Annotated in this window: 20 protein-coding genes; 7 read left to right on the top strand and 13 right to left on the bottom strand. The window is 68.2% G+C overall.

Annotated elements, in window-relative coordinates; genetic code table 11:
* The first annotated feature begins 45 nt into the window (after positions 1–45).
* Positions 46–630 (top strand): DUF2378 family protein, encoded by a 585-nt coding sequence (locus JGU66_01510; GenBank protein MBJ6759419.1) that lies wholly within the window; start codon positions 46–48, stop codon positions 628–630.
* A 25-nt stretch (positions 631–655) separates the two neighbouring features.
* Here JGU66_01510 and JGU66_01505 read toward each other — a convergent pair whose 3' ends face one another.
* The 6 genes from JGU66_01505 to JGU66_01480 all read right to left on the bottom strand — a co-directional run bounded on the left by JGU66_01505 (position 656) and on the right by JGU66_01480 (position 8,539).
* Positions 656–1,840, bottom strand: coding sequence for a peptidoglycan DD-metalloendopeptidase family protein (locus tag JGU66_01505; GenBank protein ID MBJ6759418.1), 1,185 nt, complete (start codon positions 1,838–1,840; stop codon positions 656–658).
* A gap of 96 nt (positions 1,841–1,936) precedes the next feature.
* On the bottom strand, positions 1,937–3,430 hold the full coding sequence (locus JGU66_01500; protein ID MBJ6759417.1) for a SpoVR family protein: 1,494 nt from the start codon (positions 3,428–3,430) through the stop codon (positions 1,937–1,939).
* Positions 3,431–3,465: 35 nt separating this feature from the next.
* Positions 3,466–4,575 carry a DUF444 family protein gene (locus JGU66_01495; protein MBJ6759416.1) on the bottom strand — a complete coding sequence of 370 codons (1,110 nt, stop codon included), beginning with the start codon at positions 4,573–4,575 and terminating at the stop codon, positions 3,466–3,468.
* Positions 4,576–4,599: 24 nt separating this feature from the next.
* Positions 4,600–6,663, bottom strand: coding sequence for a serine protein kinase (locus JGU66_01490; GenBank protein ID MBJ6759415.1), 2,064 nt, complete (start codon positions 6,661–6,663; stop codon positions 4,600–4,602).
* Positions 6,664–6,989: 326 nt separating this feature from the next.
* Positions 6,990–7,787: an ABC transporter permease gene (locus JGU66_01485; protein ID MBJ6759414.1), complete on the bottom strand. Its 798-nt coding sequence runs from the start codon at positions 7,785–7,787 to the stop codon at positions 6,990–6,992.
* The gene (locus tag JGU66_01480; protein ID MBJ6759413.1) at positions 7,784–8,539 is read right to left on the bottom strand and encodes an ABC transporter ATP-binding protein; all 756 of its coding nucleotides are present in this window, start codon (positions 8,537–8,539) and stop codon (positions 7,784–7,786) included. The genes JGU66_01485 and JGU66_01480 overlap by 4 nt, the downstream gene beginning before the upstream one ends.
* A 221-nt stretch (positions 8,540–8,760) precedes the next feature.
* Here JGU66_01480 and JGU66_01475 point away from each other — a divergent pair, with 221 nt between their 5' ends.
* The gene (locus JGU66_01475) at positions 8,761–10,338 is read left to right on the top strand and encodes a glycosyltransferase family 39 protein (protein MBJ6759412.1); all 1,578 of its coding nucleotides are present in this window, start codon (positions 8,761–8,763) and stop codon (positions 10,336–10,338) included.
* A 74-nt stretch (positions 10,339–10,412) separates the two neighbouring features.
* Here the strand turns inward: JGU66_01475 and mltG are convergent, their stop codons facing one another.
* A complete protein-coding gene (gene mltG / locus JGU66_01470; GenBank protein ID MBJ6759411.1) occupies positions 10,413–11,483 on the bottom strand; it encodes an endolytic transglycosylase MltG in 1,071 nt (356 codons plus the stop codon).
* Positions 11,484–11,939 carry a Holliday junction resolvase RuvX gene (ruvX, locus tag JGU66_01465; protein MBJ6759410.1) on the bottom strand — a complete coding sequence of 152 codons (456 nt, stop codon included), beginning with the start codon at positions 11,937–11,939 and terminating at the stop codon, positions 11,484–11,486. It abuts the gene before it with no gap.
* Positions 11,940–12,152: 213 nt separating this feature from the next.
* Between ruvX and JGU66_01460 the strand changes: the two genes are divergently transcribed.
* Together JGU66_01460 and JGU66_01455 are read left to right on the top strand one after the other, a co-directional pair.
* On the top strand, positions 12,153–13,661 hold the full coding sequence (locus JGU66_01460) for a hypothetical protein (GenBank protein MBJ6759409.1): 1,509 nt from the start codon (positions 12,153–12,155) through the stop codon (positions 13,659–13,661).
* An 8-nt stretch (positions 13,662–13,669) separates the two neighbouring features.
* The gene (locus JGU66_01455) at positions 13,670–14,200 is read left to right on the top strand and encodes a tetratricopeptide repeat protein (GenBank protein ID MBJ6759408.1); all 531 of its coding nucleotides are present in this window, start codon (positions 13,670–13,672) and stop codon (positions 14,198–14,200) included.
* Between the two features lie 147 nt (positions 14,201–14,347).
* Here the strand turns inward: JGU66_01455 and JGU66_01450 are convergent, their stop codons facing one another.
* The 4 genes from JGU66_01450 to JGU66_01435 form a co-directional block, all read right to left on the bottom strand.
* On the bottom strand, positions 14,348–15,541 hold the full coding sequence (locus tag JGU66_01450) for a M48 family metalloprotease (protein MBJ6759407.1): 1,194 nt from the start codon (positions 15,539–15,541) through the stop codon (positions 14,348–14,350).
* Positions 15,542–15,589: 48 nt separating this feature from the next.
* The gene (locus JGU66_01445; GenBank protein ID MBJ6759406.1) at positions 15,590–16,756 is read right to left on the bottom strand and encodes a tetratricopeptide repeat protein; all 1,167 of its coding nucleotides are present in this window, start codon (positions 16,754–16,756) and stop codon (positions 15,590–15,592) included.
* 203 nt (positions 16,757–16,959) lie between these two features.
* Positions 16,960–18,078, bottom strand: coding sequence for an ArsA family ATPase (locus JGU66_01440; GenBank protein MBJ6759405.1), 1,119 nt, complete (start codon positions 18,076–18,078; stop codon positions 16,960–16,962).
* The gene (locus JGU66_01435; protein ID MBJ6759404.1) at positions 18,075–18,989 is read right to left on the bottom strand and encodes an ArsA family ATPase; all 915 of its coding nucleotides are present in this window, start codon (positions 18,987–18,989) and stop codon (positions 18,075–18,077) included. The genes JGU66_01440 and JGU66_01435 overlap by 4 nt, the downstream gene beginning before the upstream one ends.
* A 173-nt stretch (positions 18,990–19,162) precedes the next feature.
* Between JGU66_01435 and JGU66_01430 the strand changes: the two genes are divergently transcribed.
* Both JGU66_01430 and JGU66_01425 read left to right on the top strand, forming a co-directional pair.
* Positions 19,163–19,465 (top strand): hypothetical protein, encoded by a 303-nt coding sequence (locus JGU66_01430; protein MBJ6759403.1) that lies wholly within the window; start codon positions 19,163–19,165, stop codon positions 19,463–19,465.
* Positions 19,466–19,470: 5 nt separating this feature from the next.
* Positions 19,471–20,271 carry a ParA family protein gene (locus tag JGU66_01425; GenBank protein ID MBJ6759402.1) on the top strand — a complete coding sequence of 267 codons (801 nt, stop codon included), beginning with the start codon at positions 19,471–19,473 and terminating at the stop codon, positions 20,269–20,271.
* A 6-nt stretch (positions 20,272–20,277) separates the two neighbouring features.
* Here the strand turns inward: JGU66_01425 and JGU66_01420 are convergent, their stop codons facing one another.
* On the bottom strand, positions 20,278–20,943 hold the full coding sequence (locus tag JGU66_01420; GenBank protein MBJ6759401.1) for a transcriptional regulator: 666 nt from the start codon (positions 20,941–20,943) through the stop codon (positions 20,278–20,280).
* A gap of 165 nt (positions 20,944–21,108) precedes the next feature.
* Between JGU66_01420 and JGU66_01415 the strand changes: the two genes are divergently transcribed.
* Positions 21,109–22,833: a zinc-ribbon domain-containing protein gene (locus JGU66_01415; protein MBJ6759400.1), complete on the top strand. Its 1,725-nt coding sequence runs from the start codon at positions 21,109–21,111 to the stop codon at positions 22,831–22,833.
* Positions 22,834–22,835 lie beyond the last annotated feature (2 nt).

The following is a 22,835-nucleotide window of genomic DNA, read 5'->3' as shown; positions in this document are numbered from 1 at the left end:
TGTGAGGAGTCGTTTGAAGCCGGAATTGGAGTAGAACGCGCCATCATGGCGCGCCTTGACAGTGACCTGGAGCAGCGGATCGCCATGTCCCGGCCGGGGGACACGGTCCGGGGCCTGAGCTTCTCGGCGGTGCTGGCGCTGGTGGAGCGCAAGCAAGGGCTGGAGGCGGCGGAGCGCCTGCGGGGGCTCTTGTTCTCCCGCCCCCCGGTGGACTTCTTCTCGTACCCGGTCGTGGACTTCCTGCGGCTCCTGTACGGCACGGCGGAGACGCTGCGGGCGCACTACGCCTCGCGCGACGAGGCCCTGCGCGCGTGCGGGGACGCCATCGCGAAGGGCTTCTTCGAGTCCGCGGTGGGGCAGACGCTCCTGCGCCTCATCCAGGGGACGGACCCCAAGCGCATCTACTGCAACGCGCCCGCGGCGTACTCCACGTCGGTGAGCTACGGGGAGCGGGACTACCAGCCGCTGGGCGAGCGGAAGATTCGCCTGCACTTCCGAGGGGACATGCTGCCCCTGCCGGTCCACGAGGGCATCCTGGCCGCGGCGCTGGCGGCCCTGGGGCGCGAGGGCCGGGTGGTGGGCACGGCCCTGGGGCTGGCGGAGTTCGACTTCGTGATTGAGTGGACCTAGCCGCGCGCTACCTGCCAGCCGCGCGCTATTTGGCGGTAGGGGCGGGCGCCTGGCCGGCCACCGCGGCCACGGAGACGGCCTGGAGCTGCTGCGCCAGCTCGTGCGTCTTGGCGAGGAAGTCCGGCAGCTGCGCCTTGGGCAGCGGGTCCGCGCGAGGGAACTTCTGGGTGAGCGGGTTGGTGTACTGGCCGCCGCGCTTGAGGCCGAAGTGCAGGTGCGGTCCGGTGGAGCGCCCGGTGTTGCCCGAATAGGCAATCACCTGCTTCTGGGACACGCGCAGGCCCGCGCGCACGCCCTGCGCGAAGCCGGACAGGTGCATGTACTGCGTCTCGAAGCCGTTGCTGTGGCGCAGGACGACCATGTTGCCCGCCGCGCCCGCGTTGCCCGCCTGCACCACGGTGCCGTCCGCCACGGCCCACACCGGCGTGCCAATGGGCGTGCCGTAGTCCACCCCGTTGTGGTTCTTCACGTACTGGAGCACCGGGTGGAAGCGCGAGCCGTAGCCGCTGGTGACGTGCGCGTACTTCAGCGGGCTCTTGAGGAAGGACTTCTTCGCGCTCGCGCCGTCCTCCTGGAAGTAGTTGGCCTGCCCGTCCGGCGTCACGTAGCGGAACACCTTCTTGTTGCCCACGAGCCCGCCCTCGTACGTGGCCGCCAGCACCTCGCCGTAGCGCAGCACGCGACCCTTGGAGACGAACTTCTCCACCAGGGCGCGCGCCGTGTCGCCCTTGCGCACGTCGCGGTAGAAGTCGATGTCCCACGCGAACACGTCCGACAGCACCAAGCCGATGGCCGGGTCCTCGCCCGCCTCCAGCGCCGCCTCGTACAGCGACGTGTTGATCTCCAGCGCGACGAGCGACACCTGCTTCTCCACCTCGATGGAGCGCTTGCTGCCCACGTACTTCTCGCCGTCGCGGCGCACCTGCCACTCGTCCACCGTGCTCTGGCGGTAGTCGAAGAAGTCCAGCTCGCCGTCGCGCATCACCAGGCGGAACTGGTCGCCCACGCGCGACTTGCGGAAGTCGAACACGCCCTCCAGCGCCGCGATGACGGCCTCCACCTGCGCGTCCGGCAGCGCCGCTTCATGCAGCGCGCCCGCCAGGGTCTGCCTCGGCTGGATGCGCCGGTTCTTGATGTCGTAGCGGATGGCGGCTTCGGAGGACGAGGCCACCAGCAGGGCGAGCAGACAGAGCAGGGCAGAGGTCTTCATGAGCAAGGGGCGCGAGTGTAGTGGACACCCGCGCCCTCGCCCAACTCCTGACTGGGAAACCTCTCAGGCCCGCCTGGCTGGCTGCTTCGGGTGGGCCTACAGCTCCACCTTCTTCTCGGAGTGGTTCTGCCCGTCGAAGCGCAGCATGGCGCCCTTGGCGTCGTAGCGCGTGATGATGTTCACGGGCCGGCGCCAGAGGGACTGGAGGTTGCGCAGCGTCTCGCGGGCGTAGTCGCCCTTGAGGTCCTGCCCGTCGTGCTTGTGGGCCAGGAGCATCTCGCCGCGGTTCTCGAAGTTGCCGTCCACCACCTCGATGATGGGCTGGCCGAAGTTGGTGAGGCCCTGGAGCAGCTTCGCCTTCACCTTGCGGAACTCGCGGTTGAGGATCTCCCACGAGTTGCGCTTGTCGTTGAACCCATACACGAAGAGCTTCTGCTCCAGCGCGAACTCGGGCGTGAGGAACGTGTCGATGAAGGTGATGTCGTTGTAGTGCTTGCGGACCTCGAAAATCTTCTCGCGGCCGGCGCCCAGCTTCTTGTCCCACGCGTGGCGCGCGCGCAGGTCATCGCACTCGTCCCACTCCTTGCCGAACTTGCCCTTGTTCCACCGGTCCTCGATGTCCCGCCACAGCTCGATGCCCAGCTTGTAGGGATTGATGGCGCCGGGGCGCGTGCCCATGGTGCCCGAGTGGTGGTCCGCGTAGTCGATGATTTCATCGTCGCGCAGGGCCCGCCGGGTCATGATGGTGGAGTGCCAGTAGCTGGCCCACCCCTCGTTCATGATCTTCGTCTGGCCTTGGGGCGCGAAGTAATAGGCCTCGTCGCGCAGGATGGCGAGGATGTCCGCCTCCCACGGCTCCAGCGGCGCGTGCTCCAACAGGAACATCAGCACATCGCGCTGGGGGCGCTCCGGGAAGCGCTTCGCCCGCTGCTTCTCGTCCTCCACCTTGCGCCGCTGTGAGTCGAGGAACTCGGAAGGGTTGATGTAGCCGCGCATGTACTCGCGGCCCACCTTGAAGCCCTCCACGCCCTCGTTCGCCTTGCGCTCGTCCTCCACCCGCTTGGGGTCCGGATTGCGGCGGATGTGAGGCGAGTGCTGGTCAATGAGGTTCTCCAGGCTGAGGGCCCGGTCGATGAAGTCCTCCACCTTCTCCACGCCCAGCTTGTCCACCCAGCGGCGCACCCGCGTGGCGTGGTTGGCCATCTCGTCAATCATCCGGCGGTTGGTGTGCCGGAAGGAGAAGTTGTTCTTGAAGAAGTCGCAGTGACCGTAGACGTGGGCCATCACCAGCTTCTGGTCCACCTCCGGGTTGCTCTCCATCAAGTACGCGTAGCAAGGGTCGTTGTTGATGACGAGTTCATAGATCTTGCTCAGGCCGTACTCGTAGCCCTTGGCGAGCTGCTCGTACTCCATGCCCCAGCGCCAGTGCGGATAGCGCGTGGGGAAGCCGCCGTAGGCGGCCACCATGTTCATCTCGTCGTAGCTCACCATCTCGAAGACGGTGTCGAAGAAATCCAGGCCGAACTCCTTGGCGTGGCCATGGATTTCATCCCGGAGCTGGGCGAGGCGGGGTGTGAGGCTCTTGGGCATCGGCGGGTGCTCCGGCATGCCCCGGTGGGACCGCGTCAGCGGCCCTTGCCGAGGAAGTCCTTGATGGAGGCGTAGATGGCGTCCTTGTCGGCGATCTCGCTCAGCGCGACGTTGGGGGTGTCTCCCACCGCCTCGCGCAAGTCCTTGATGAACTGGCCGCTGCCATAGGGTGACTCCACCTGTCCGTAGGCGAACTGGTTGACGTTGGGCAGCACGTCGTTGCGGAGCATGTCGATGCACTGGCGCGTGTCATCCGCGCTCCAGTTGTCACCGTCGCTGAAGTGGAACGGGTAGATGTTCCACGCGCTCTTCGGGTAGTCCGCCAGGATGATGTCCCGGCAGAGCTTGTAGGCGCTGGAGATCATCGTCCCGCCGGACTCGCGCGTGTGGAAGAACGTGTCCCGGTCCACCTCGCGCGCCACGGCGTCGTGGATGATGTAGCGCGACTCCAATCCCTTGTATTGGTGGCGCAGCCACGTATCCAGCCAGAAGCTCTCGATGCGGACGATCTCCTTCTGCTCGTCACCCATCGAGCCGGACACGTCCATCATGTAGATGATGACCGCGTTCGTCTCCGGCAGATCCTGCAGCTTGTAGCTGCGATAGCGGCGGTCCTCGCGCGTGGGGATGATGACCGGCATCTTCGGGTCATACGTCCCGGTGGCGATCTGCCGCTTCAGGGCCTGCTTGAAGGTGCGCTTGAAGTGCCGCAGGGACTCCGGGCCGGTGGTGTTGACCCCCGTGTAGCGGATGCGCTGGGTGATGAGCCGCTCGTTCTGGCGCCGCTCGATGTTGGGCAACTGCAGCTCCTCGCCCAATATCTGCGCCAGCTCGTCCAGGGTGATGTCCACCTCCAGGGCGTGGTCTCCCTCGCCCTGGCCGGCCTGGTGTCCGTCCCCGGGCTCGACAGCCCCGGGGCCCAACTGCTGGCCCACCTCGCCCTCGCCCTGTCCGACGCCGCCTTGCTCCTTGTGGCCATACTTGAAGCGCGGAATGTCGATGAAAGGGATGGGGATGCTGATGGCATCCTTGCCCTTCTTGCCGATCATCTCGCCCTTCTGCACGTAGCGGCGCAGGTTGGCTTTGATCTTCCCGCGGACGATCTGTTTGAAGCGCGAGTGGTCCTGGTGGATCTTCAAGGTCACGACGGGTCGCCCCTTCTGTGGGTGTTACTCCTTCGCGTCGCCGCGGGCGAAGATGCTGGCCACGAAGTTCAGCACGTCCGTGGAGCAGATCTCGCAGTACCCGTAGTTCTTCATCATCCGGTCCTTCACCAGGTCGATCTTCTCCTGGGTCTCCTTGTCCACCACGGAGGAGACAAGGTTCTTGAGCTTGATGCTGTCCTTCTGGTCCTCGAACAGCTTCAGCTCCAGCGCCTTGTGCAGGCGCTCGTTGGTCCGGTAGTTGAAAGTCTTTCCCTCCACCGCCAGCGCGCCGATGTAGTTCATGATCTCGCGGCGGAAGTCGTCCTTGCGGCTCTCGGGGATGTCTATCTTCTCCTCGATGGAGCGCATGAGGCGCTCATCGGGCTCCTCGTAGAGGCCGGTGTACTTGTTCTTGACCTTCTCCTTCTGGGTATAGGCCTTGATGTTGTCGATGTAGTTGCCGCACAGCTTGCCGATGGCGTCCTCGTCGGCGCTGATGGCGCGCTGGACCTCGTTCTTGACGATGTCCTCGTACTCCTGCTTCACCGTGGTGAGCAGCTCCTTCATGCGCTTGCGGGCGTCCTCGCTGTTGATGAGCGAGTGCGTCTTGAGGCCGGCCTCCAACTCGTTGAGGACCATGAAGGGATTGATGCAGCCCTCGCCCTTGTCGCTCACCAGCGCGTTGGAAATCTTGTCCTGGATGTAGCGGGCGCTGATGCCTTCCAGGCCCTCGCGGACGCTCTCCTTGCGCAACTCCTTGATGTTGTCCTCGGTGAAGTTGGGGAGCGTCTTGCCGTTGTAGAGCTTGAGCTTCTGCAGGAGCGACAGGTTGTGCTTCTTGGGCTCCTCCAGGCGCGTGAGCACGGCCCACATGGCCGCCATCTCCAGGGTGTGCGGCGCGATGTGCTTGCCCTTGATGGCGCGGGAGTTGAAGTCCTTCTCGTAGATCTTCACCTCCTCGGTGAGCTTGGTGATGTACGGGATGTCAATCTTCACCGTGCGGTCGCGCAAGGCCTCCATGAACTCGTTGTTCTCGAGCTTCTTGTACTCGGGCTCGTTGGTGTGCCCGATGATGACCTCGTCGATGTCCGTCTGAGGGAACTTCTTCGGCTTGATTTTGTGTTCCTGCGACGCGCCGAGCAGGTCGTAGAGGAACGCGACGTCCAGCTTGAGCACCTCGACGAACTCGATGATGCCGCGGTTGGCGATGTTGAACTCGCCATCGAAGTTGAAGGCGCGCGGATCCGAGTCCGAGCCGTACTCGGCGATCTTCCGGTAGTTGATGTCGCCGGTCAGCTCGGTGGAGTCCTGGTTCTTTTCATCCTTGGGCTGGAAGGTGCCGATGCCCACGCGGTCCTTCTCGCTGAAGACGAGCCGGTGGACGCGCACGTGGTTCATCACCTTGCCGAAGTCGCCCCCGTACTGCGTCATCAAGTCCTTGAAGACGAAGCGGCAGGCGGGGCACAGCTCGCAGCCATCGGGGATGGTGTAGCCGCCCTCGGTGGAGGACAGCTCGCCGAACACCTTGGTGCGCCACTCGCGGGGCACCAGGTTGAGCGGCTCCTCGTTCATCGGGCAGCGCATCTTCTCCTTGCTGACCGAGCCGTCGGGCTGCTTCCTGTCCGTCACCCAGGAGAAGGTGTAGGCCGCGCCCTCGGGTGTCTTGGAATACTCCTCGATGCCCTTCTTGAGCAGGCGCGCGATGGTGGACTTGGACGAGCCCACGGGGCCATGAAGGAGGATGACGCGCTTCTCGGTGCCGTACCCCTGCGCCGCCGACTTGAAGACATTCACGAGCTTCATCAAGGGCACATCGAGCCCGAAGATGGCGTCCCGGCCGCCGAACTTCTCGTCACTGAAGAAGTGGTAGCGGATGAGCTTCTTCTTGTTGTCGATGTACTCCGACTTCCCGTGGCTGAGGATCATGTCGTAGATCCTCTGGAAGGCGGTGCGGGTGACCTTGGGGTTCTTGCGAACGATTTCGAGGTAGTCCTCGAACGAGCCCTCCCAGTTGAGCTCCGCGTAGGTCTTGATGTCCTGGAGTGCGGCAATCCTGGAGACCCACGAAACCTTCTCAGCGTCCTTCATGTCTCTCCCTCGGGGCCGCCCAGCGGGTGCGAAAAGTCGCCGCCGACAGGGGCCAAAATGGTGAACCTGAAGGGCTGGATAGCCATTCCACACCCACCCCAACGAGGTCCCAGGCACAGCGCCAGCCCTGTTGCCCCTTCGGGACCCCGCCGCGGAGTGGGACCGCGCGTCAGCTCGTGGAGGGGCAAGCGCATCCCCACCACGGGGTGAAAAGGCAGCCTGATTATAGGGAGCCTCGTCCAAGGGGGTAGGTCCCCCCTCACGAGGATGCGATTGGTGAACGCCCGCGCCACGCTGTCCACGTGACTAGTGGACGTTCGCTTCCCTCAACTGTGGGGCAGCGTCCCCGTCCGCTCCACATGTCGGCGCGCGGCGGCGAGTGCGAATGCGGCCAATGGCCACAACACGGCACTGAAAGCGAGCAGAACGCCCCAGGTGGAGAGCAGCTCAGGGATTCCCGCACCCTTCAGCGCGGCGGCTCGCAGCCCATGCAAGGCATGTGTGGCGGGGAGCAGGCGTGCGAGCGCATGCAATGTTGGAGGGAGGACGTCGGGTGGGTAGAGAACACCCGCGAACAGATAGCTGGCCATGTCCAGCGCATAGGCAAAGGGGTCGCCGCGCTTGAAGACGAGCACGAACGCGGCGGACAAGAGGCCCAGCGCGCCAAAGGACACGACGCTCAGGATGAGCGTCACGGCGAACCCCAGCGGGTTCAACGACAGACGCGCGCCGAACAGCAGCGTCCCCGCGGACAACAAGATGCCCGCGCGCACCAGACTCGCCGCCACGGGGCCCGCGGCCATCAAGGTCACGACCTGGACGGTGGGGAGCGGCGCGGCGAGCAAGGGTTCCAGCGAGCCATCGTTCTGCGCGGCGCGCACGGCCTCGCCAAAGCCTCGCTGAAGCGAGCGCAGCAGCGTGGCGGTGGCGAGCCCCACGAGCGCGAAGGAGTAATAGTCCCCGCCGTACCGGCCTTGGAGGGCCGCGGGCTGTCCCACCGCGCGGGCGAGGAAATAGAAGAGCGTGAGGGTGAACAGCCCACCCGTGGCGAGCAGCAAGGCGTTGAGGCGATAGGCGGTGGCGACCTGGAGGTCGCGCCGGAGGAAGGCGAGCAGCCGCCTCATGCGGAGTCCTCGGCGAGCGCGAACAGCGCTTGCGCGGCCGGGTGGACATCCGCGTAGGGACCCTGGGATGCGATGCGGCCCTGGTCCAGCAGCACCACGCGCGCGGCGACGGCTCGGACTTCTTCCAGGTCATGGCTGGCGAAGAGCACGGCGGTGCCGCGCGCCGCCGCCTCGCCGAGCACCCGGGTGCGCACGCGCCGCGCGGCCCCTGGGTCCAGCGAGCGAGTCACCTCGTCGAGGAGCAGCACGCGCGGCTGGTGGAGCATCGCGCGCATGAGCACCACGCGGGCCTTCTCCCCGGAGGACAGGGTGCGCACCTCCCGGTCCAGCAGGGGCTGGGCTTCCAGCATCCGCGCCAGCTCCTCGATGCGCGGGTCCACGTCGCGCGAGGGCACGTCGTAGAGCGCGGCGAAGAAGCGCAGGTTCTGTCGCGGGGTGAGCCGAGGGGACAGGCCCCGGTCATCGCTCAGGGCGGCGCCCACGTGACGGCGCACCTCGGGGCGTCCCTCGACGACATCGAGCCCCGCCACCCGCGCGTGTCCTCCGTCTGGGAGGAGGAGGCCGCAGAGGATGCGCAGCAGGGTGGACTTGCCCGCGCCGTTCGGTCCGATGAGCGCGACCACTTCGCCCGCGTCCACGTGGAAGGAGAGTCCGCGCAGCGCGGGTCGAGCCGTCGCGCGACGTCCGCGCGCCCACGAGAACGGTGGCGGCGGATATGTCTTCTCCAGGGAGACGACCTCGACCTGCGGCATCCGCGCATTGGAGCCGAAATCGCACCGGGTGTCTCCCTGCTGCCTCGGTGCGTGGGCTTCGCCCGCTCGCTCGTGGCGTCCGGCCCACGGATGGTGCGAGGGGCGTGTACGGGTGCTCCCAGGGCGGGCGAGCCTTGGCTCACTCGCAGATGAGCAAGCAGCTCACAAGAGCGCGGCGGCGGCTTGGTTTTGCGTACTTCCTGCGTATCCTCCCGCGCTCCATGGCGACTGCCCCCAGCTCCGCAACCGTTCCCCCCGCCACCGCGCCCGGCCTCGCGGCGGTGCCCGCGCCCGACGTCGAGCCGAGCACCCGGCTGCTCCTGGGCCTGTTGTTGCTCTTCGCGCTCGTGCCTCGGCTGGTGGTGTTCGCCGTCAACGAGAACTTCTACGGCGACGCGGTGGTCCGCACGGAGCTGGCCGAGCGGTGGTTGCAGTCTCCGCACGTCATCAAGTCCTACGGCGACGGGGCCTATCAGTTCGGGCCGCTGCACGTGTACGCGGTGGGCGCGGCGCTGTCGGTGATGGACCGGGAGGTCGCGGGGCGCGCGGTGAGCCTCCTGTTCGGCGTGCTGTCCGTGGTGCCGCTGTTCGCGTTGACGCGGCGGTTGTTCGGGTGGCGCGCGGGCATGGTGGCGGGGCTCGCGTTCGCCGCATGGGGCATGCACCTGCAGTTCTCCACCACGGCGGGCAGCGAGGCCGTGTCGCTCTTCTTCATGCTCGGCGTGTTCGCGCTCTACGCGGAGGCGGTGGACGAGAACCGCTTCTCGCCCTTGTTCTGGGCGGCGGTGCTGCTCAACTTCGCCTGTGCGACGCGCTACGACGCGTGGATGTACATCCCGCTGCTCACCGTGTCGCTCGTCTTCAGCAGCGAGGACAAGGTGGTGGCGCTGACGCGCGCGGTGGGCTTCGGGTTGGTGTGTCTGCCGTTCCCGCTGCTGTGGATGCAGGGCAACGAGATGGCGCACGGCGATCCGTTCTTCCCCATCAAGGCGGTGGAGAACTTCCACAAGCAGTGGGTGGCGGACTCGGGCGGCGGCTCCATTGGGTGGCGCCTGCAGCAGGTGGGGTTCTGGCCCGGGGTGGCGCTCTTCACGCTGACGCCCGGCGTGGCGCTGCTGGGCATCGTGGGCATGGTGAAGGCCTGGCGCGAGCGCCCGGAGACGCGCTGGCTGGTGGTGGCGGCGGTGGTGCCGGCCGCGTACTTCACCTTCCGCGCGGCGGTGCTGCTCAACTTCGTTCCGCTGGCGCGCTTCACGGTGACGCAGCTGGTGGTGCTGCCCGTCTTCGTGGCGCTGGGCTTCAGCGCGGTGGTGGCGGGCCGCGCGGCGTGGGTGCGGCAGGGCGTGTTGTGGCTGAGCGGCGTGCTCGCGGTGGCGTTGCCCGTGGCGCTGGGCCTGTTCACGTTTCGCGCGGAAGGGGGCCTGCGAGACTCGCTGCGGCCGGTGAGCCCCACGTCCACCAACCCGGTGGCGGTGATGCAGGTGGCGCGCTTCCTCAAGGACGAGGTGGCGGCGAAGGGTGGCGCGGCGGCCATCGACGATGACCCTGGCTACATGGACCTCCAGCTCGCCTTCTTCTCGGGCCTGCCCGAGATGCGGATGGCCCGCGTTCGCTGGGACACCTTCCGCCAGCGCCTGAAGGAGACGCAGCCGCAGGTGCTGGTGCGCTTCGACCAGGGCGCCCTGGTGAAGGACGCCGGAGTCCGGTTGGAGGGCCGCACGCTGGTGCTCGACGGCGTCACGTATGAGGAGCAGGACGGCTTCTCCGCGCCCCTCCACGTGTACCGCCGCCGGCCGTAGCCTCCGTGTGCGCAGGCGGACACGTGTGTCCGCCACTCCTCATCTCATCGGCGGACACGCGGGTCCGCCCGGGGTCACGGATGCGCGGTGTTCGCGCCCTGCTTCTGGGACTTGCGGAAGAACTCCACCTGCCACTTGCGCACGTTGGCCTCGTGGCACTCGTAGGTGGGGCAGAACAGGTGCGTGCCGTCGTTGCGTGAGACGAAGAAGAGGTCCTCGCAATCGATGGGATGCAGCGCGGCCTGGAGCGCGGCGGTGCCGGGGCTCGCGATGGGGCCCGGCGGCAGGCCCGCCACCTTGTAGGTGTTGTACGGGTGGAGCGTCTCCAGGTCCTTGCGCGTGATGTTCTTGTTGTACACGCCGCGCAAGAGCCGCATGGCGTAGATGACCGTGGGGTCGGTCTCCAACCGCATGCCCTTCTTGAGGCGGTTGTGGAACACGCAGGAGATGCGCGGGCGCTCCTGCGGCGCGCCGGTCTCCTTCTCCACGATGGAGGCCAGGGTGAAGGTCTGGAGCAGGTCCAGCTTCACGCCGTTCTTCCGGTCCGCGTCCGCGTGCTTGTACTCCTCGAGCGCGCGCGCGACCATCTTGGTCAGCACGGACTCCTCGGTGGCGTTGCGCGTGAACGTGTACGTGTCCGGGAAGAGGAATCCCTCGATGCTTTGCGTCGGGACGCCCGCCTTGCGCAGGAACGCGGGGCTCGCCGCGAGCGTCTCCAGCTTCTTGAGGTCGAGCTTCAGCTCGGACGCCGCGACGATGGGGAGGATCTCCTCGGCGCGCAGACCCTCGGGGACGGTGAAGCGGTACACCTTCACCTGGCCGGAGAGGATCTTCTCCAGGGCCTGCGTGGGCGTGAGGTCGCCGCTGAACTCGTACTCGCCGGCCTTGAGCTTGGGGCCCAGGTTCTCGCGGCGGATGTAGAGGTAGAGCAGCTCCGCGTCGGTCGTCACGTGCTGGTCGGTCAACAGCCGGGCGAGTGCGCGCGGACCGGTGCCCGAGGGGATGTCCACGGTGACGGGCGTGGCGAGGGTGACCGCGGTGGCGGCGAACTCGGTGATGCGCTGCTCGCGCAACTGGTACCAGCCGCCCGCGGCGGCGCCCGCGAGCAGCGCGAGGACGAGGAGGGCGAGGAGGACTTTCTTCACTTACGGCTCCGGGTCGTAGTCATCGGCGTGGAGATGGGTCTCGGGCGGCCGGTGGGCATCGAGCCAACCCTGAAGGATGAACTGCGCCGCGAGCTGGTCGATGACTTCCTTGCGGCGGGCGCGCGAGACGTCCGCCTCCAGCAGGGTGCGCGTGGCGGCCACGGTGGACAGGCGCTCGTCCCAGAGCTCCACGGGGATGGACAGGGCCTGCGACACCACGTCCGCGAACTTGCGCGAGGCCTCCGCGCGAGGGCCCTCGGAGCCGTCCATGTTGAGCGGCAGCCCGATGACCATGCGGCTCACCTCATGCTCCTGGGCCAGTCGGGCGAGCGCGGCGAGGTCCGCCTTGAGCGAGGTGCGCCGCACCGTGGTGACGGTCTGCGCGGTCAGGCCCAGGCCGTCCGAGACGGCCACGCCGATGGTCTTGGTTCCGTAGTCCAGGCCGAAGGTGCGCATGGGCGCGGGACTCTAACCGCAATCTCCCTCAGCGGACCGCTCCGTCCGCGGTCGGGGACGCGTCCTGGTTGGTCGCCGACCTAACTGGCGGATTTCGCTGGAGGGGCTCCCGGCGCGGTGCTCGGCACCCGTGCTGCAACCCTCACGGCCCGTCCGACAGACGGAGCGCGGCGTCCAGCGGCAACCACTCGAACCCGCCGCGCGGGAGTTTCCATGCTCGATGTTTTGAAAGGTGTGGCGAACCTGCTGGGCGGTCCCATGAGCAGCGTGGTGGACCTCGCCGGCAACGCCCTGGGCCTGCCACCTGTCGTCACGAACGCCGTGAAGACGGTGGGGGGCGTGATGACAGGCAACGTGATGATGGCGGCCAGCGGCGCCATCGGGGTGGCCGAGGAGCTGTCCAAGCATCCTCCCGCGAAGACGGAGTACCGAGCCCAGCAGGACACGTCCCGCGCCTGTGACGGCTATGCCCGCCCGTCCCCGCCCTCCACGACTTCAGGCAGTCCGCTGGACCCGAAGCTGCTCGACCACGAAGTGGCGCTCAAGACGGTCGAAGCGAACTTCAGCTACCTGGACCTGCTGGATGGGAAGAAGGACGGCTCGCTGTCCAAGGCGGACCTCCAGCGCGTCGCCGCGGACCGCGACGTGTCCCCCGCGTTGCGAGACGCCGCGCGCGTGCTGGTGTCGGACTCGGCCCGCTTCGAGCAATTGGAGACGACGCCGGGGCCCTCCGCGAATCCGTGGGCGGTGCTCACCTCGATGCGCGATGACGACCGCATCACGTTGCTCAACGTGCGCGGCGCGCTCGCGATGCTCTCCGCCGACTTCGCGAAGTACGGCCGTCCGGAGAAGCCGGGCGCCTCGCGCCCGTGTCCGCCATCCGAGCCTCCGCCCAAGGACGTCGACGCAACTCCGTCCACGCCGGGAGGCACCTCGGGCACGGGCTGTTCGCCCAAGCCGGGCGGAGGGTCGTCCTCGGCGGGAGGAACGTCGTCCTCGGGAGGGACGGGAGCAGGTACGGGCTCGTCGAAGGACGGCGCCATGGACCCCGACTTCGAGGGCTATCGCGATGCCCTGAAGGTGCTGTCGGGGAACTGGGACACCTTCGACACGGCGGTGGGGCGCAAGGACGACAAGCTCACGATGGCCAACTTCCACGCCATCCTCGAGGACAAGGCCGCATCCCCCACGCTCAAGCGCTGCGCGCAGTTCTTCGTGGACCACTCGGCGTACTTCAACCGGCTGGAGATGGCGGCTGGCATCGGCGGGCCAGATGGCACGGCGAGCCGCAAGGACCTGACGGCGGCGCTCCAGTCGGTCGCGGCGGTGCCGGAACCCGAACCCTCTACGAGCTCCTCCACGGGAAGTGGCAAGGCCGCGGGTGGTAGCAGCTCGAAGGTGCGGGACATCCTCGACAACCCGAACATGAGCATCGAGGAGAAGATCCAAGCCATCCTCATGGTCATCACCGAGGACACGGACGGCGAGCTGTTGTCGGTGATGAACGACATGGCGAGCGCGCGGGACGAGCGGGCGAAGCTCGGCACCGGTCAGAAGGACAAGGAGCGCGCCGCGAAGCTCGACACCAGCATGCAGGAGTTGGAGCTGCGCCTGCAGAAGCTGATGGAGAAGCGCAAGGCGATGTTCGACCTGATGAGCAACATGTCGTCCAAGTTCAACGAGATGGCGAAGACGGCGATCTCCAACCTGCGCAGCGCCTGAGGCTCGCCATGAGACGCATCATCAAGCACGGGGACGGCATGCAGCCGCGGATGGACGTGGGCACGGCGCGCAAGCTCAAGGCGTTCGCGCGGGGCGAGTCGACGTGGGCCGAGGTGGAGGGGATGACGTTCGAGGAGGCGAAGGCCATCGCGCAGGTGGGGTGCGAGCTGGCCGCGGCGGGGCGCCTGGACGAGGCGCGCATCCTGTTCGAAGGGCTCGTGGAGGGGAACCCTCGCGACTCGGCCGCGCGGGCCGCGCTGGGCACGGTGTACCAGAAGCTCGGGCGCCTCGATGAGGCCGTGGCCGAGTACAGCGCCGCGCTGGCGCGGGACGCGGCGAACCCGGTGGCGCTGGCCAATCGCGGCGAGCTGTACCTGCGCAAGGGCGAGCGTCAGGGCTTCACGGACCTCGCCAACGCGGTCGAGGTGGATCCTCACGGAGAGACGGCGGCGGGGCGTCGCGCGCGGGCGCTGGTGAAGGCCATCGCGTTGGTGGCGGTGGAGAAGTTGCGGGGGGACGCCGCGCCGTCGTCGGCGTGAGGGAGGTGGGCGCGACAGGGGGCGCGCCCACAGGAGGGGGAGTGCCACCGGTCTGAATGGGGGCAGGCCGGTGGCGGCTGCTGGTGGGTGGGCTCGGGCGGCGTGTTGTCGAGGGAGTTCAGGGGAGCCCGCCCGCCGGCTGCTTTTTCAAGGCACAGGGATGTCCGCGATTCGTTCGCCGATGGGGGGATGGCTCATCCCCTTGAGGACGACCCAGCGAGGGGGCTGGGGGTCCATCTTGTTGACCCGCGCGGCCTTCACCAGCATCCGCCGGAAGGATTGGGGATCGCCGGTCAGTCGCAGGCCATAGCGGTCCGCCTCGCGTTCGCGCTCACGCGAGAAGGCGCCGGAGATGGGGCTGGACAGGATGATGACGAAGAAGAGGAGCAGGGAGATGAGGGGGAGGGTGCGGATGTCGGCGAAGCGCGTGGCGCCCCACCAGGCGCGTGCATGAGCAAGCCGCAGCAGTCGGTCGATGGCGAACAAGAGGGCGAGCAAGGCCAGCGACGAGGCAATCCGTCCGGGCCAGCGGCTCTCGTTGACGTGGCCGGCTTCGTGGGCCACCGCCGCGAGAATCTCGTCCTCGCTCAGTTCGCGGACGATGACGTCGTTGAGGACGATGGTTCGCGTGGGGCCCTGGCCCGCGAAGTACGCGCCCACGCGGCGAGAGGCGACCGAGGTCTTCTCCACCACCACGTCCGCGAAGGCGATGTCCGCGCGGGCCATCAATCCCGTGATGCGCGTGCGCAGCGTTCCGGTGGGGAGGGGCGCCTGGTCGAAGTAGAGCCGGGCTCGGTAGGGATCCAACGCCGAGGCGACGAGCATCAGCACCGCCACCGGCACGCCGAGCACCAGCCACCACTGGCGCACGCGGCGAGCCAGTCCATACAGCCCGATGACGAGCGCCACCACTGCGGCGGCGCCCAGCAACGTGCCCTTCAACAAGTCCCAGGCGAAGGCGCCGGGCGTGTACGTGGACAGTCCGTGGCGATGCTCCAGGACGTAGGAGAACCAGACGTCCACCGGCAGGTAGAGCACCTTGATGAACAGGTCCACGCCGAGGGCGAAGAGGATGGCGGCGCCCCAACCGGACTCACCCCACAGCCGGTCCATGGCGTGGAAGAGGACGCGCAGGACAGGGGTCTCGCGCAGTGTGCTGAAGCGGTGTTCCAGGCCCGTCGCGGCGGCGCTGGCGCCTCGGTAGAGCGGGTGGACGAGCACACCCAGCATCAACGCGAGCAGGCCCAGGCTGACAAAGGGATCCACCGCGGCCCGGATGTAATAGGGCAGGTGGTACGCGTGAATGTCCGCGAGCTGCTCAGGAGTGAAGAGAGGCTCCATGTGCCGTCACGCTATGCCTGGAGCCCCTCCTGTGCCCAGCCAGGGCCGTCAGGAATGAGGTGCCGATGGGTTGGGTGGCGTGGGCACCGGCTCGCCCTCCGCGTCCGCGTCCGCGAGGAGCAGCTTCTTGACCTTCTCCAGGCTCTCGCGCGTGCGGTCGACGAACGCGCTCTGCGAGCCGATGCGCTCGGCGGCTTCCAGCGTGCGCTCGTAGATGTTGATGGACTTGGTGAGGAGCACGCGAACCTTCTTGCGCAGCTCCTGGCGGTAGACCTGGGCCTCCTCGGCGTTCAGCTCCGCGGGCGCCGGCGAGTTCACCATGTTGTCGTAGAGGTTCTCGTACAGCGCGCCAATCTGCGCGCCGGAGGCGGTGGCCCAGTAGCCGTTGCCCACGCGGATGGAGCGCAGGTAGTGGCCCTGTGCGGACAGCAGCAGCTCGGCCTTGTAGTTGAGGTCGTGCGCGAGCGCGTCGCTGCCCTTGGCCGGGTCCAGCTTCACGTCCTCGTAGTGCAGCCGATAAATCTCGCCGATGAAGAAGTGGGCCTGGGCGGGGAAGTAGTCGTCCACCTCGGCCTTGTCCTGCAGCGCCTCGTAGGTGCTGATGGACTTGCGCAGCGTGGTCTCGGCGTCCTCGGACTTGCCGGCCTCAAGCTGGCAGATGCCCTGCTGGACCTGGGCCTCCACCCGGCGGTTGATGCTCAGGTCCTGACGCGCGGCGATGGTGGCCAGCATCGTGGCGGCCTCGTCGAAGCGCTCCAGGTGATAGAGCGTTTCGGCCACGCGGAAGGCGGCGTCCAGCGCGTCATCCTGGCCGTGGGCCGCATCCGCGAGTTCGGAGAAGCGGTGCCATGCTTCTTCCCACTCCTTCAGTCGCTGGTGCGACAGGCCCGCGTTGTAGAGCGCCTGCCGGCGATGCGGGCTGTTGGGGTGGAAGTCCACCAGCCGCCCGAAGTAGCGCGCCGCCTGCTTGAAGTCGTTGGCGGCGAAGGCGGAGGTGCCTCCCGCGAAGAGCTCCTCGTCGTTGAGGCGGTCCAGCTCCAGGTCCGCCGTCACCGTCACCGGCTCGAACTCCAGGACCTGCTTGGTCACAGGCGGCGCGTCCGGCTTCACTGCCGTGCCCGTGGTGCGGCAGCCAGCGAGCCCCAGGCCCAGCAGGCCGAGCCATACCCAACGCCGGACGCCCTGGGCCCCGTGTGTCCTCTGACAACCGTTCACGCTGACATCCTCCTGGGCCGATGGACCGGCGCCCCTCCGGACAGCAGCGGGACGCCGCGGGTTCCCGCCTCCCGGTGGGGTGCGTGCAGCTTAATGCGTGCCGCGCGCTCCCGCCTCCCCGTCCGACAGGGGCCGAAAGCCTGATGGATGCATGGGACTGCACAAGTGCGCCCGGCGTGCAGCGGGCGGGCGAGCAGGGGCGCTCAGGCGAGCACGTCGTCGCCGAGCAGGTAGCGACCGGTGTTCCACAGGGCGGTGAGGTCGTGCACGTCCAGCCCGAAGCGGGGTACCTGGATGATGGGCGTACCGGGGCAGGCCTTCCTCAACAGGGCAATGCCCTGCAGGTCCTGCTCCGCGAGGACCTTAAGCTCGCGCAGCGTCTCCTCGACCTTCGTGCGGCGACTGGGGGCCAGCGCGGCGGCTTCGTCCCAGAGCGATGGGGCGGGCAGCGGGTGGACGCGGTTGACCACCAGCGCCAACACGTCCATGCGGTTTTGCTTCATCAAGGCGTGGAACTGGATGGCCTCGTCCAGCCGCTCCGGCGACGGACTTGTCACCAGCACGAAGCCTGTCCGCGCGTCTTCCAGCAGCGCGCGCACGCCGCGCGCCCGCTCGCGGAAGCCCTCATTCATGCTCGACATGGCGAGCATGAAGTTGGACAGCTCCTGGAGCATCTCCGCGCCGGTGAACTTCGCCAGCGCGCGTGTCACGTAGCTGCCGCCCAGGTTGAAGAGGGACAGGCCCACCTTGCCTGCCTTCAGCGCGGGCGTGAGCAGCCACTTCGCCGCCTCGTTGTCGAGGAAGTCCAGCACGCGGTTGGGCGCGTCGAGGAAGTCCATGGCGTGCGCCGTGGGGGGCGTGTCCAGGACGATGAGCTCGTAGTCGTCGCGGCGGCGCAGCTCCCAGACCTTCTCCATGGCGATGTATTCCTGGCTGCCCGCCAGCGCCGTGGAGAGGGACTGGTAGAAGCGATTGGCGAGGATGCGCTCGCGCTGCTCGGGCGGGGCCACGCGGGTGATGAGGTCATCCCACGTGGCCTTCATGTCGAGCATCATCGCGTGCAGCGAGGCCTTGGGGCGCACGCCCATGGGCTCCAGCACCGAGGCGGGGACCTCTGCCTCCGCGTTGCCCAGCGCGTTGAGCCCCAGGGAGTTGGCCAGTCGCTTCGCCGGGTCGATGGTGCACACCAGGCTGGAGCGCCCCTCCACCGCCGCACGCAGCGCGAGCGTGGCCGCCACCGTGGTCTTCCCCACGCCTCCCGAGCCGACGCAGATGAGGACGCGCTTGCTCGCGAGCGCGGGTCTGAGTGCCGTCGTGCTCACGTCTCTCCCGTCACCAGGGGCTCCAGGTGCCCCATCACCTGCTCCACCGCGTCGCGCCCGAAGCGAGGAACGAAGAGCCGAGGCACCGGATACACGGGCGCGTGCAGGTTGCGCTCCAGCTTGGTGCCCGCCAGCACCGCCAGCGCCGCCCGGTCATGATGCGCCTGGGCCACGCGCTGCAACTCTGGATGGCCCGCGAGGGCTTCCAGGTCCCCGTCCGTGAAGCGCTCGGGAAAGGACTGGTTCAGCACGGCCGCGTGCGTGCGGATGCGCACCTTGTCCTTCAGCGCGGCGTGCAGCTCCACCGCCTCGTTCACCGGCATCTCCTCGGGTAGCGCCACCAGCACCGCCGCCGTCACCGCGGGGTCCACGAGCAGGTCGCGCATCTTCAGCGCCTCGCGCGTCATGGGGCCGGGCGGCAGGGTCTGCAGCAGCACCTGCGGCACGCTCAGGAACGAGATGGCGTGGCCGGTGGCCGGCGCGTCCAGCACCACCGTGTCATAGCGCCACCGTCCATCCGGCAGCTTCTCCTGCAGGTGGAACATGATCTTCCCCAGCAGCACCAGCTCCTGCAGCGAGGGGACGAAGCGCAGGAAGTAGCGCACCAGCCGGTTCTCGAAGACCGTCTTGTAGAGGGTCTCGAAGCGCAGGACCATGATGCCGTACTCGCGCATGGCCTCCTGGGGACGCACGTCCACCGCCCAGAGGTTCTCTTCCAAGCGCTTCACGTCAGGGCCCGCGGGAGGACGCTCCAAGAGCCCGCTGATGCGCTCCTGCGTGTTCACCTCGCACACCAGGGTGCGGCGGCCCGCGCGGGCCGAGCGAAGCGCCAGCGCGGCGGCGATGGTGCTCTTGCCCACGCCTCCCTTGCCGGAGACGATCCACAGTCGTTTGTCGAGCAGTCCGGCCATAAAAAACGAGCGGCGAACCGTAGGGATGGGCCCCTCGGGAGTCAACGACCGTCCGCCGCGCGCCACGCTCAGTGTCACTTGGCTTGACACGCCGCGTTGGCGCCCCACAGAGTGCGGCGTCTCAATCCCGACTTCCCGAGGGCCGCGCGGGCCGTCGGGCGAAACGCACGGTCATGCTCAAGAACAACCCGGTGATGAAGAAGCTCGTCGAGACGGGCGAGGAGCGCGTTGGCAAGCTGGCGCAGCAACTGCTCTCGAACGAGAAGTTCGTCGCGGCGGTGCAGACGCTGGTGTCGCGCTCGCTGGCGGCGAAGGGGACGATGGACCAGACGCTGCGCACGGCGCTGTCGGCCATGAACCTGCCGTCCACGGCGGACCTGGAGCAGCTGCGCGCGAAGGTGGATGACCTGGAGCGCCTGCTCGCGTCCGTCGAGGGCAAGCTGGACGCGCTCGTCGCGGCGAAGTCGAAGAAGTAGTCGGCATGCGGCGCATCGCCTTCATCAACGAGAAGGGTGGCACCTGCAAGACGACGCTCGCGGTGAACACCGCGGCATGGCTCGCGCGGGAGCGAGGGCAGAAGGTGCTGCTGGTGGACCTGGATACCCAGGGCCACGCGGGCAAGGTGCTGGGCCTGGACGTGCGGCGGCTGCCTCGCAACGTCTTCCACCTGCTGACGGACGCGGCGGTGCGCTTCGAGGAGGTCGTTCAGCCCTCGCATGTCGAGGGGCTGGACGTGGTGCCGGCCTACAAGGAGATGGCGGACTTCCCCGTGGCGGTGGCGGCGGACGCGCGCCGAGCGCACCGGTTGGCCGAGCGCCTGAAGGCCGCGGAGGCGGCGGGCTACGACACGGTCGTGTTCGATGCGCCGCCCTCACTGGGCCTCACCACGCGCAACATCCTGGTCGCCTCCACCGAGGTGGTGGTGCCGGTGGCGCTGACCTACCTGGCGCTCGACGGCTGCGCGGAGGTGGCGGAGACGGTGCGGCAGGTGGGGGAGGCCGAGGGGTGTCCCGGGCTGCGCGTCACCAAGGTGGTGCCCACGCTCTACCGGAAGACAGCGCTCGCTACGGCCATCCTGGAGCGGCTCAAGGCGTACTTCCCGGACGCGCTGGCGGCCACGCCGCTCGGCTACAGCGTCAAGGTGGACGAGGCCCAGAGTCATGGGAAGACCATCTGGGAGTACGCGCCACGGAGCCCCGGCGCGCGGATGCTGGCGGCCATCGCTGCGGAAATCCACGGCGAGCCCGCCCCGAGGCGAGGGCGGGCAACGCGGCGCGCCTGACTGCGACTACGGCGCGCCCGGGTCCTTCTTCTCCAGCGACTCGAGCTTCTTCTCCAGCTCCTCCAGCCGCTGGGTGAGCGACTGCATGTCGCGGCCGAGCGCCGGCAGGTTGCCGGTGAGGTTCTCGACCACGTGCTTCACGCGCTCGTCAATCTTGCGCTGCCAGTCCTCGAAAGCGCGCTGGCTGGCCTTGAGCAGGTCCGCGGGATTGAGGCCCGCGCCGCTGGCGTCCGACGGGGGAGCGGCGTCCTCGGCCGGGGGCTCGGAGGGAGGAACCTCGTCCGGGCGGCGGCCGTCTTCGCGGCGCAGCAGCTTGTCCAGCCGGGACTCGGCCTCCTCGCGGATGGACGCCACGCGCGGCGTGACTTCCTTCTGGATGAAGCCGGAGATGGACTCGCCGGGGTGGCGGATGATCTCCCGCAGCACCGACAACGGCATCTGGTTCTTCTTCTTCTCCTCCTCGAAGATGATCTGCGCGAGCGTGACGGAGGTCAGGTCTTCCTTCGTGCGGTTATCAACAATCCGCACTTCGGTGCCTTCCTTGATCATCGCGGCGATTTCATCGAGCGTGACGTACCGGCTCTCCACGGTGTCGTAGAGCTTCCGATTCGTGTACCGCTTGATGATCTTCGGCTCCTTGCTTGGAGCGCCTGCTTGCTCGGCCTCGCTCATGTCTATCTCCGACCCAGACGGCTGGATGCGTCTTGACTGTGCCACGCCTGAGTCTCGAAGGGGCGGATCTCGTACCAGAGGGGTTGGGAGCGAGCAAGCCGCCCGAACCGTGCTCGCCGTGTTCGCCCGGTATGCCTATACTCATGTCCCCTGCCGGGCCTGCTGATGATCGTCAAGTGTGAGCGGTGCCAGACGCGGTTCAAGATCCCCGACGAGAAAGTCACCGAGAAGGGGGTCAAGGTCCGCTGCACCAAGTGTCAGAACACGTTTCGCGTCGCGCGTGAGCCCGCGGCGGACCCGAGCGCCCTCGTGGCTGCCCAGGAGCCATCCGGGCAGGTCGACCCCTTCCTGGACTTCGGGGTCGCGCCTGACCCCAAGGGCGTGGAAATCACGCGCCCGGGGTTCTACGGCGCGGGCGTCGAGGCCACGCGTCCGTTGCCAGCGGCTTCCTCCTGGAACGACGTGGACATCGATGTGGACATCGATGGCTCCGAGGAGACCACGCGCACGGTGACGCTGCCCGCCGGCGTGTATCCGCCAGCCCTGGCTGGAGCGCGGCCGGGCCCGGAGAGCATGTCGGGCGAGGATCCGTTCTCGGACTTCATGACCGCGCCGGCCACCGCGCCGCTGACCAGTGACTTCGACCTGGGCGCGGAGGAGATGGGCGCGACGCCTGCGCCTCCCGTGGCGGCGCCTCCGCGTGCGCCGACCCCTGCTGCGCCTCCGCGCGCCGTGGCTCCCGCTGGCGCGATGCCCGTGGCACCGGCCGTGCCGAAGGCGCCTGTGCCGTCCGCCGCGCCTGCACCCGCTCGGGCCGAGTCACTCCTTCGGGCCGCAAGCGCGCCCACCTCCGCCCCCGCTGCGGCCAGTCCCCTGGGGCCCATGCGGACCGCCAGCGCGCCCGCGCCGGCTGCTTTCGAGGAAGAGGACCCCTTCGCCTCGCTGGACCTCGATGCGCCGTCGCCGGTGGCACCTCCGCCCGTGGAGGAGCCCGAGTCGACGGTGCAGGACACCGTGCCGACGGAGAACCTGGGCGACCTGTTCGACTTCTCGGGCGGTGCCTCGGGAGAGGAGGGACTTGGTCCGACGGACACCGGCCGCGCGGCGCTGCTCGGTCACGAGCCCCCGGCCGCGCCTCCCGCCGAGCCACCGGGTGTGTCGCTGCTCGGAGACCTGCCGGCGCTGGACGCGTCGGATGCGCCCACGGGCGTGTGGCGCGACGTGGTGGACCTCCAGGACGTCCCGGCCAGCGCGGGGCCCGCCGTGTCCGTGGCGAAGCCGTCCGCGCGGCCCGAGGACGTGGGCATTCCCCAGCGCAGCGGCTCCAGCCGAGCGCGCAGGGTGACCGCGCTCGTCGCCAACCTCGCCGTCGCAACCGTGCTCGTGGTGGGCTTGGGCGCGGTGGGCCATGTCTACCTGAGCGAAGGCCGGGTCGACCTGTCCGCCCTGTCTCCCGAGCGCCTGCGCGCGCTCGTCATGCCGGCGGCGTCTCGTCCCCTCCAGGCGCGTGACGTGTCCAATGGGCTGTACGAGACGCGCGAGGGTCAGCAGCTCTTCCTGGTGCGCGGCGAGGTGCGGAGCACGGCGACCGCCGCTTCGCGCGTTCGCGTGCGTGCCGCGCTGTACGACGGAGATCAGCGCGTGCGCTCCACGGAGGGACTGGCCGGAGCGCTGCCCACGCCCGAGGAGTTGTTCAGCCTCTCCAACGCCGAGTCCGTCTCCGCGCTGCGCCAGCGACTGGACGCGGCCGCCACGGTGGTGTCACCCGGCGGCGCCGTGCCCTTCCTCGTCCTGTTCCACGAGTACCCAGCGGACCTCGCCAGCTTCCGGCTGGAGGTGACGCTCGAGGAAGCCCCGGCCGCCGCGCCGCCGGCCCCGAAGGCGGAGTAGCA

This window comes from Myxococcaceae bacterium JPH2, assembly GCA_016458225.1.
In the GTDB taxonomy this organism is placed as follows: domain Bacteria; phylum Myxococcota; class Myxococcia; order Myxococcales; family Myxococcaceae; genus Citreicoccus.
Note: the sequence above shows the minus strand (reverse complement) of the source record. Positions and strands in the feature narration are given on the sequence as shown.

What these genes read in the sequence shown, in the direction of transcription:
- JGU66_01510 (MBJ6759419.1), top strand. Translation starts at nt 46, where the DNA reads ATGGCGCGCCTTGACAGTGACCTGGAGCAGCGGATCGCCATGTCCCGG.
- JGU66_01505 (MBJ6759418.1), bottom strand. Translation starts at nt 1,840, where the DNA reads ATGAAGACCTCTGCCCTGCTCTGTCTGCTCGCCCTGCTGGTGGCCTCG.
- JGU66_01500 (MBJ6759417.1), bottom strand. Translation starts at nt 3,430, where the DNA reads ATGCCCAAGAGCCTCACACCCCGCCTCGCCCAGCTCCGGGATGAAATC.
- JGU66_01490 (MBJ6759415.1), bottom strand. Translation starts at nt 6,663, where the DNA reads ATGAAGGACGCTGAGAAGGTTTCGTGGGTCTCCAGGATTGCCGCACTC.
- JGU66_01485 (MBJ6759414.1), bottom strand. Translation starts at nt 7,787, where the DNA reads ATGAGGCGGCTGCTCGCCTTCCTCCGGCGCGACCTCCAGGTCGCCACC.
- JGU66_01480 (MBJ6759413.1), bottom strand. Translation starts at nt 8,539, where the DNA reads ATGCCGCAGGTCGAGGTCGTCTCCCTGGAGAAGACATATCCGCCGCCA.
- JGU66_01475 (MBJ6759412.1), top strand. Translation starts at nt 8,761, where the DNA reads ATGGCGACTGCCCCCAGCTCCGCAACCGTTCCCCCCGCCACCGCGCCC.
- ruvX (MBJ6759410.1), bottom strand. Translation starts at nt 11,939, where the DNA reads ATGCGCACCTTCGGCCTGGACTACGGAACCAAGACCATCGGCGTGGCC.
- JGU66_01460 (MBJ6759409.1), top strand. Translation starts at nt 12,153, where the DNA reads ATGCTCGATGTTTTGAAAGGTGTGGCGAACCTGCTGGGCGGTCCCATG.
- JGU66_01455 (MBJ6759408.1), top strand. Translation starts at nt 13,670, where the DNA reads ATGAGACGCATCATCAAGCACGGGGACGGCATGCAGCCGCGGATGGAC.
- JGU66_01450 (MBJ6759407.1), bottom strand. Translation starts at nt 15,541, where the DNA reads ATGGAGCCTCTCTTCACTCCTGAGCAGCTCGCGGACATTCACGCGTAC.
- JGU66_01435 (MBJ6759404.1), bottom strand. Translation starts at nt 18,989, where the DNA reads ATGGCCGGACTGCTCGACAAACGACTGTGGATCGTCTCCGGCAAGGGA.
- JGU66_01430 (MBJ6759403.1), top strand. Translation starts at nt 19,163, where the DNA reads ATGCTCAAGAACAACCCGGTGATGAAGAAGCTCGTCGAGACGGGCGAG.
- JGU66_01425 (MBJ6759402.1), top strand. Translation starts at nt 19,471, where the DNA reads ATGCGGCGCATCGCCTTCATCAACGAGAAGGGTGGCACCTGCAAGACG.
- JGU66_01420 (MBJ6759401.1), bottom strand. Translation starts at nt 20,943, where the DNA reads ATGAGCGAGGCCGAGCAAGCAGGCGCTCCAAGCAAGGAGCCGAAGATC.
- JGU66_01415 (MBJ6759400.1), top strand. Translation starts at nt 21,109, where the DNA reads ATGATCGTCAAGTGTGAGCGGTGCCAGACGCGGTTCAAGATCCCCGAC.